Genomic DNA, 6,717 nt, shown 5'->3' with positions numbered 1-6,717 from the left:
AGCCCGTCCCAGCGAGCGCAGCGAGCGATTTGAACCATTTGTTAGACGCTCGGATGTACGCATAATTTAAAGCACCGCTTTCTTGCTTGTAACGCGTTTCGCGATGAGCCTGGCGAAACGCAATAAATTTAATGTTTGCAATGCAACTGAAAAACCATGATTTCAACGTGCCTCGATGGCAAACGGCGTAAGCACAGCAACCGAAAGACTAAACCCGAGAAAGCCCCGAAAGCAATCGCGCGGCCTTACGAACAACAATTACGCAACGAACGAAACGCGATAAATCCAATGTTTGCAATGTAACGATCTGAGCGCAGTGTTGAAAAATGCCACAAATATAACGGGCGTCCGTTCAGCCAATACACATTTCAAACTGTGAAAACCTCGAAAGCAAACGTGCGTTGTTATGGGCGTACGCATTACTAAAAACAAGCTTTAGAAATATGGACGTCTAACGTTTGGCTAAGGGGCGGGCTTTAGCCCGTCCCAGTGAGCGAAGCGAGCGATTTGAGCCAGTTGTTAGGCCTTGGATTGAAGTGGAAGATTAAAGTGCGGGATCATTTTTCTGTTCCCATGCAACATCAAATCCGTCAGTGGCAAATGGAATTACACCATTCCCAAAGTCTATAAATACATAGTCTGCCATTGAAAATTGTTCTCTAATATACTCTTTTCCAGCTTGAGTTTTTATTATATAGACCTTCTGTGTTGCTCCCTTCGTGGTTGGGTCTGGGCCGCAGAATAAGGCTGAAGAAACATTTTTTTCGTCTACACGAATGACAATGTTAACTGGGCTTTCGTTCGTGCTATTGATTATGCATGGCTCATAAATTTTGAAGCCAATGTCCGCGCCGTCGTGCCCAGCCGAAATCATGGCTATATGAATAGGTGGGTTTGCATTTTTCTTATCGTATATAGCAGTGACGGCATATTTGAATTCGGCCTTTCTGAAAGAAACGGCATTGATCCCTTTTCCTCCGTTGTCGATGATCTGTCTATTTAATAATAAGAAGCTTTTGAAGCTGCTGGGTAGTTTGTTTAGTTGTTCTTCAGTTAGGCGTTTGTCTTGAGCGCTTGCCGATGCCATATAGATGGCGCAGAGGATTAATCCTGAAATAATTTTATTTTTCATTTTGTTACTGTTGGTCCCTTATTAAGTATTAGCTGTGATTTGCCCGCGGGCACATTCTAAGAGTGTGTCAGTTTCTGGGTTGTGGTCAATCAGCAGTAAAGCAGCTACTCTTCTCATGGAGTTTTCATCGTACTGCTTGTGATGCTTGATAAAATCAGCTTCCAATGCGGTCTCGATAAAAGCATCAAATTCGTAGTCCCATGAGAGTTGCGCATATTTTATTTTTAAGTCAGTTTTTGATGTCATATTTTATAAGGCGGTTTGTGTTTGAGGGTGGCGGTCCTTATGCTTTTATGACTGGCGGCGAAGCTCAGTCGACGTCATAGGTGATCGGCTGCGGCGACGAGTTATAATTGATTTCTTGGGGTGCACACTCTTCTGGAATGTATTCTGTAGGAACATTCATGGATTGGCAGATGTATGATATTTTATTATTTTTTCTTGTTTGAGGAGAAAATATTAAAACCCCTTCGCTCAAAGAATCCCCTGCTAGTTGTATTTCTATAACTCCGGTCTGATTGTCAAATGTGATCTTGCCAATGTGGTTCTGTTCGGGTTTTTCTAGATTTAGTTCATCTATGCTTTTCGGATATTTAAAATGCATTGAATGGTACTTTGAGAGCGATGCTGTTACGGTCTTTGCATGCTTGTAAGACTCTTTGGATCGAACGCCTTGGTAGTAACTGCTATGAATGGAGTAGAAGAGATAAAATATTGAGGCGGCCACAGCGGTCACCAAAATTAAGAATGCTTTTGTTATGATTTTCATCGATATTTGGGTTCTATTTAAGTAGGTTTAATTGGTTCTCGAAAGCTAGCGTCGAAGCTAAATGGCGCGCTCTAACGAATCCCATTTGAGCTCCGAGTTCGGAAGACAAACCCAACCAGATGTAGTGATTGAAGATTAAACGAGCAGCGCGCCTACATGCACGCTGCCGGATTGCAAAGGTCAGTCGTTATAGATTCCGCCGCCATACTGCCCTTGGTTGCGATCAATGTTAGTCCGGGGATTGTATTTGTCCCGTATTTGAGCGCTTGGATCATGTTCATATCTGATCCGGTCAGTGGGTTTGTTGAGGTTGTACTGATACTGATTTCCAGATGAACTCTCGTAAGAGCTGTCTCTATTATAGGAATCATCTGAGTCGTAGCTGGTTCCTCCAGAGTTAATTGGCTGCCAACCAATGGATTCGGCAAGGGCTGCGCCTGAGTTTGCTCCAATAATAGCCATGAATAAGATTGTGGTTTTTTTCAAGATGGCACTCCTTGGTGCGGTTGAGATCTAGGTTTCTTGCCTAACGTTTGGTTAAGGGGCGGGCTTTAGCCCGTCCCAGCGAACGAAGTGAGTGATTTGAACCAGTTGTTAGGCATTGCTATTGGCAACTGGGACGGTAGGCGGACTATCTGGGAAAATTTCTTTTAAACGCTCAGCTAAGGTTTTTTGATACGCAGATATCTTTTCGTCTTTGCTCTTTCCATTGTGAGCAAGATCCCACAGCATTGCTGCTGCGGCCATTACTGTAAGTTCGGCATTTTGTGCTCGAAAGTAAACGAAGCGCCATTCCATGCCAAGGTTTAGCTCTGGGTGGAGAAGCGGAGCTTCGATTTTTCCAGACGGGTGGACTGCCAAATCCCTATAGCGGTAGATCTGCTTTAGGTTGTCTCTGAGTATAGACGCGCCCTTTTGCGTCAAGCTGAATGCTCGTCGTGTGACCTCAGCTACTTGTGTGTAGCGAGCAGTGCGACCATTGCGCCATTTTTCCAGAGTTGAAGGTGGAATTGTCACGTGCTCTCGCAGTACCGCGTATACAGCATCCCAAGCAATTGCGGCGGCCATGATGGCCTGCATAGATGCTTCGAACTCGACTTCTAAAGCTTGAGCCTTAGCCTCTTCATCTGTGCCTTGCCAAACAGCATCACGATTAGCCTTTGCAATAAGAGCTGCGTCTAGGTGGCGCTTTGCAATTTGAATCCATGTTGGGCAGACGTCAAACCGAACATGCAACGTAATCGGATCGGCTTCGAGTTCACCACTTTCACTAATACGGAGTGAAAAGTGAGGAATTGAAACTGACATTCCGCGGGTGATGAAGATGCCTGCCATGGTTGTAATGCCTAACGTTTGGTTAAGGGGCGGGCTTTAGCCCGTCCCAGTGAGCGAAGCGAGCGGTTTGAACCACTTGTTAGACGTAACTATTGGGGTAAATTGGTTATGGGCTGTTGTAGAACTCGATTAACTTATCTACTACTGCCATTTGTTGCTCAGTGAATGATGCGCCTTGCGCTTCCATTGCCCCGGCGAAGTGCATAAGGTTTTTTTGAATTTCCGGCTCTGATAAAAGCTGCGCAGAGAATAACTTTGGTACGCCGCGATGCTCTGCGACATTTTCTACGCCATAAACAAATTCCTCGATTTTATCTCGACTTGCCATCCATGACGGGAGTCGAGTCGTGCCTGAATTGACCTCTCGCTGCGCTCGGATTGTATCCGCATGGTGCATTCTAACTTTGGCTTGTAGGATGCCCCGGACGATTAGTAAGACAATGTAAGCTAAGATAGACAATCCTGCCGTTGGCCATGCTAGTACTAGTGCTAGAAGAAAAAGTATTGCCATAAATTCACCGGAATATTTTGCGGAACACGAACACTCATGCCTTTTTAGATGTTAGTACAGACCCATGGCCGTCGAATGTTCGGCTCAATGTCACTACATATTTTTGGCCTTTTACCGCAGCCTCAAAATCTATCCAGCCATTTTGAGCATCTTTGATGCTATTGATTGGTCTGCAGGTGGATTTTTGCATGTATGACTGCACGTCGTTATAAGAAATCTCCTTGTATGCTGTGCCAACTATGCTTCCTTCACGACCAAGCGTTTCGATCGCCCATTCGATCATCTGATGTTTCTTGCTTGCTGCAGAAAATAATGAACTGAAGAATCCCATAAATCTCCTTGTTACTGGTGATTGGACGTTTAAGGGGCGGGCTTTAGCCCGTCCCAGCGAGCGCAGCGAGCGATTTGAACCATTTGTTAGACGCTCGGATGTACGCATAATTTAAAGCACCGCTTTCCTGCTTGTAACGCGTTACGCGATGAACTTGACGAAACGCAATAAATTTAATGTTTGCAATGTAACTGACTGACTGCGGTTTTGCCTACGACTCGATAGTGGCGGCGGACTTTCAGTAAAGCAAATTATGTTGACCTGTGAAACCTTAAGCAGTGGAACAATGTTGCTGATGTACGCGATTAAAAACCAAACAAGCTGAAAGCGATTGGCTAACGTTTGGTTAAGGGGCGGGCTTTAGCCCGTCCCAGTGAGCGAAGCGAACGATTTGAACCAGTTGTTATGCGCTGTACCAATTACGTATTGATGTAATAAGACCTTCTGCAAGCTCTTGGATTTCTGACACATAATAGCAATGACCACTTTGAGGCTCGTATGAGTACCTTGCGTGGACGAAATAGTCTTTGCACTGTGCTAGCAGCGGCTTAATATCTTTACCTGTTGCGCTCTTGAAAAGAACCTCTAGCCTATTTGCAATATCAGCATCCAAGTTGCTGAATATTTTCTCTAGGTTATGGCCTCTGACATTTGAATATATCTCTGCGTCCCCGATGAGTTCGCCTGCAAGTGCGGGAAAAGCCTTTACACCTGAATCGCTGCACTTCAACAGTAATTCGATACAGAGAGCAAGGTTGCATACTACAGCCATTACATTTTCTTGAAGTTTAATATCGTCATCTAACGCAGGTTTTGCCAGTGCATAGAATTGAAGCGCACTAGCGAAAATATGATGAGAAGGTTCCTTGGGCACTGCGCTGCTCCTGTAGTGCATAACGTTTGGTTAAGGGGCCGGCTTTAGCCGGTCCCGAGTGAGCGAAGCGAACGACTTGAACCAGTTGTTATGTGCTCTTAACTCGTAGCCAATGCTTTTTTGAGTTTTCCTGGCGTTTAATTTTGCCAGTTTTTATAAGCTGATTGAATGATGTGGTGAATTCGGACTGCGGAACCTTGAGCTTATGTTGTATTTCAATTGACGTGATGGGTTGAGACATTAGTTTGAGAATTTTTGCCTCAATGGATGTGTCGATTGCCACTACAACGTTGTTTGTCTCGGTTTCTATGGCGATATGCGGCGCGCTAGATTTTACGCCTGCAAGTGAGCATTGAAATTCAAAAGCCTTCCAAAGATTTTGGTCTTTGGAGCAAAGGTTAAACTCTATTGCTTTTTTCTCAGCTTTTGAGAGGTGAGATAGGACGTTTGATAGATGAGCAATTATGTAGAAGTCTGCTTGGTTTTGCCCCGAAGGATAGCCGCTTACGCAGGTTAATAGCGCATTGCTGCATGCAGATTTGAGGCTTTCTGAATTTGTGAAGACGAAAACTCTATCGAGGATGGAAATCGTTAGTTCATCCAGCATGCTGAGGCCGATATTTTCAGCGTCGACGTAATAGATTTTCAAAGGCTACTCCAGTGCCAGATGAGTACATAACGTTTGGTTAAGGGGCCGGCTTTAGCCGGTCCCGAGTGAGCGAAGCGAACGACTTGAACCATTTGTTATGCGGCTGGCACTATGGAACATCAAATAAGATGCGCCAATCGTCATCTGGGTTGAACGAATTCGGCATGTCCTCCTGGGCACACCAAGAGCCGAAAAAGTCCTCTACATGTCCCTCTGACATCATGTGAAGAATGTTTGTCGGGGCCGGATGCTTGCGTGCTAAATATCCGATTCGATACCAGTCTTCACTATCATGAAAGTGGACTCCATCAATTTCTACCTCGTAGACATGTCGAGTGAACTCCTGATCTAGATCGAATGAAGCATCTGAGTTTTTTTCAAGAGACGCCTCAAGTAGCTCAGATTGGAACTGAGCAATTTCTAGAAATAGACGGCAGTACTCATAGACATCAAAGTCTGGCTTCTGAAAATTATCGCCACTCGATGGTGCTCGATAAGATATAAGCTCTCTAAATGCTTTCAGATGGAGCGTAGAGTCCTTTACGCGTTTCGATAAATCTTTGTCGAAGTGCGCTATAGCATCACACGCAATATTTATCGTTTTTGAGTGCGTTGCTTGAAGTATTTCTCCATCGTTCCACTTTACCTGCGGGCTAGTGAAAAGAATTGCACGGAGGGAGTGCATAACCGTGTAGTAACTAAGGTATGAAACAACTGGCCTTAGGTTACTCGCTTCGGCAAATTTCAGGCTTTGAGCCATGACGGAGGAGGCTAAAGTCATCTTGGCTGCGTAGAAAATGCGCACCACCCATTCCGAGTTAAGCTCAGAGTTCCAGGACTTTGTAAGTGCGGAGAATTGTCGTAATAAATCTTGACTGCGTTTTTTTACATCTTTTTCTTTTGCAAATTCCGGAAGTTTCTGAAATTCGTACCACCAGTCACGGTCAGCGTATTTCATTTGGCTTCCGAGAAATTTCCTTGTTTGGATATGTGTCATATACGGCTGCCCGATGAAGCATAACGTTAAGTTAAGGGGCGGGCTTTAGCCCGTCCTAGTGAGCGAAGCGAACGACTTGAACTTATTGTTAGAAGTGGTGGCATGTCGGACATTGATTT

Annotated in this window: 9 protein-coding genes; all 9 read right to left on the bottom strand. The window is 44.8% G+C overall.

Annotation, left to right across the window (positions count from 1 at the left end):
* Positions 1-544: 544 nt before the first annotated feature.
* The gene (locus AUK77_RS01650; protein WP_296125495.1) at positions 545-1,132 is read right to left on the bottom strand and encodes a hypothetical protein; all 588 of its coding nucleotides are present in this window, start codon (positions 1,130-1,132) and stop codon (positions 545-547) included.
* A gap of 310 nt (positions 1,133-1,442) precedes the next feature.
* Positions 1,443-1,901, bottom strand: a complete 459-nt coding sequence (locus tag AUK77_RS01645; RefSeq protein ID WP_296125493.1) for a pilin — start codon at positions 1,899-1,901, stop codon at positions 1,443-1,445.
* A gap of 180 nt (positions 1,902-2,081) precedes the next feature.
* Entirely contained in the window at positions 2,082-2,387 is a 306-nt protein-coding gene (locus tag AUK77_RS01640) for a hypothetical protein (RefSeq protein WP_296125491.1), read from the bottom strand.
* A gap of 108 nt (positions 2,388-2,495) precedes the next feature.
* Positions 2,496-3,236 carry a hypothetical protein gene (locus tag AUK77_RS01635; protein ID WP_296125489.1) on the bottom strand — a complete coding sequence of 247 codons (741 nt, stop codon included), beginning with the start codon at positions 3,234-3,236 and terminating at the stop codon, positions 2,496-2,498.
* Positions 3,237-3,342: 106 nt separating this feature from the next.
* Positions 3,343-3,747, bottom strand: coding sequence for a hypothetical protein (locus AUK77_RS01630; protein ID WP_296125487.1), 405 nt, complete (start codon positions 3,745-3,747; stop codon positions 3,343-3,345).
* Positions 3,748-3,781: 34 nt separating this feature from the next.
* On the bottom strand, positions 3,782-4,186 hold the full coding sequence (locus AUK77_RS01625) for a hypothetical protein (RefSeq protein ID WP_296125485.1): 405 nt from the start codon (positions 4,184-4,186) through the stop codon (positions 3,782-3,784).
* Positions 4,187-4,481: 295 nt separating this feature from the next.
* Entirely contained in the window at positions 4,482-4,952 is a 471-nt protein-coding gene (locus tag AUK77_RS01620) for a hypothetical protein (protein WP_296125483.1), read from the bottom strand.
* A gap of 88 nt (positions 4,953-5,040) precedes the next feature.
* The gene (locus tag AUK77_RS01615; protein ID WP_296125481.1) at positions 5,041-5,601 is read right to left on the bottom strand and encodes a hypothetical protein; all 561 of its coding nucleotides are present in this window, start codon (positions 5,599-5,601) and stop codon (positions 5,041-5,043) included.
* A gap of 109 nt (positions 5,602-5,710) precedes the next feature.
* A complete protein-coding gene (locus AUK77_RS01610) occupies positions 5,711-6,559 on the bottom strand; it encodes a hypothetical protein (protein ID WP_296125480.1) in 849 nt (282 codons plus the stop codon).
* Positions 6,560-6,717: the final 158 nt, after the last annotated feature.

The sequence above is a fragment of the Pseudomonas sp. Ga0074129 genome (assembly GCA_001465025.1).
Classification (GTDB): Bacteria; Pseudomonadota; Gammaproteobacteria; order Pseudomonadales; family Pseudomonadaceae; genus Aquipseudomonas.
Note: the sequence above shows the minus strand (reverse complement) of the source record. Positions and strands in the feature narration are given on the sequence as shown.

Excerpts from the sequence above, each read along its gene's own strand:
- AUK77_RS01630 (WP_296125487.1), bottom strand. The coding sequence starts at position 3,747 with ATGGCAATACTTTTTCTTCTAGCACTAGTACTAGCATGGCCAACGGCA.
- AUK77_RS01635 (WP_296125489.1), bottom strand. The coding sequence starts at position 3,236 with ATGGCAGGCATCTTCATCACCCGCGGAATGTCAGTTTCAATTCCTCAC.
- AUK77_RS01645 (WP_296125493.1), bottom strand. The coding sequence starts at position 1,901 with ATGAAAATCATAACAAAAGCATTCTTAATTTTGGTGACCGCTGTGGCC.
- AUK77_RS01610 (WP_296125480.1), bottom strand. The coding sequence starts at position 6,559 with ATGAAATACGCTGACCGTGACTGGTGGTACGAATTTCAGAAACTTCCG.
- AUK77_RS01625 (WP_296125485.1), bottom strand. The coding sequence starts at position 4,186 with ATGCGTACATCCGAGCGTCTAACAAATGGTTCAAATCGCTCGCTGCGC.
- AUK77_RS01650 (WP_296125495.1), bottom strand. The coding sequence starts at position 1,132 with ATGAAAAATAAAATTATTTCAGGATTAATCCTCTGCGCCATCTATATG.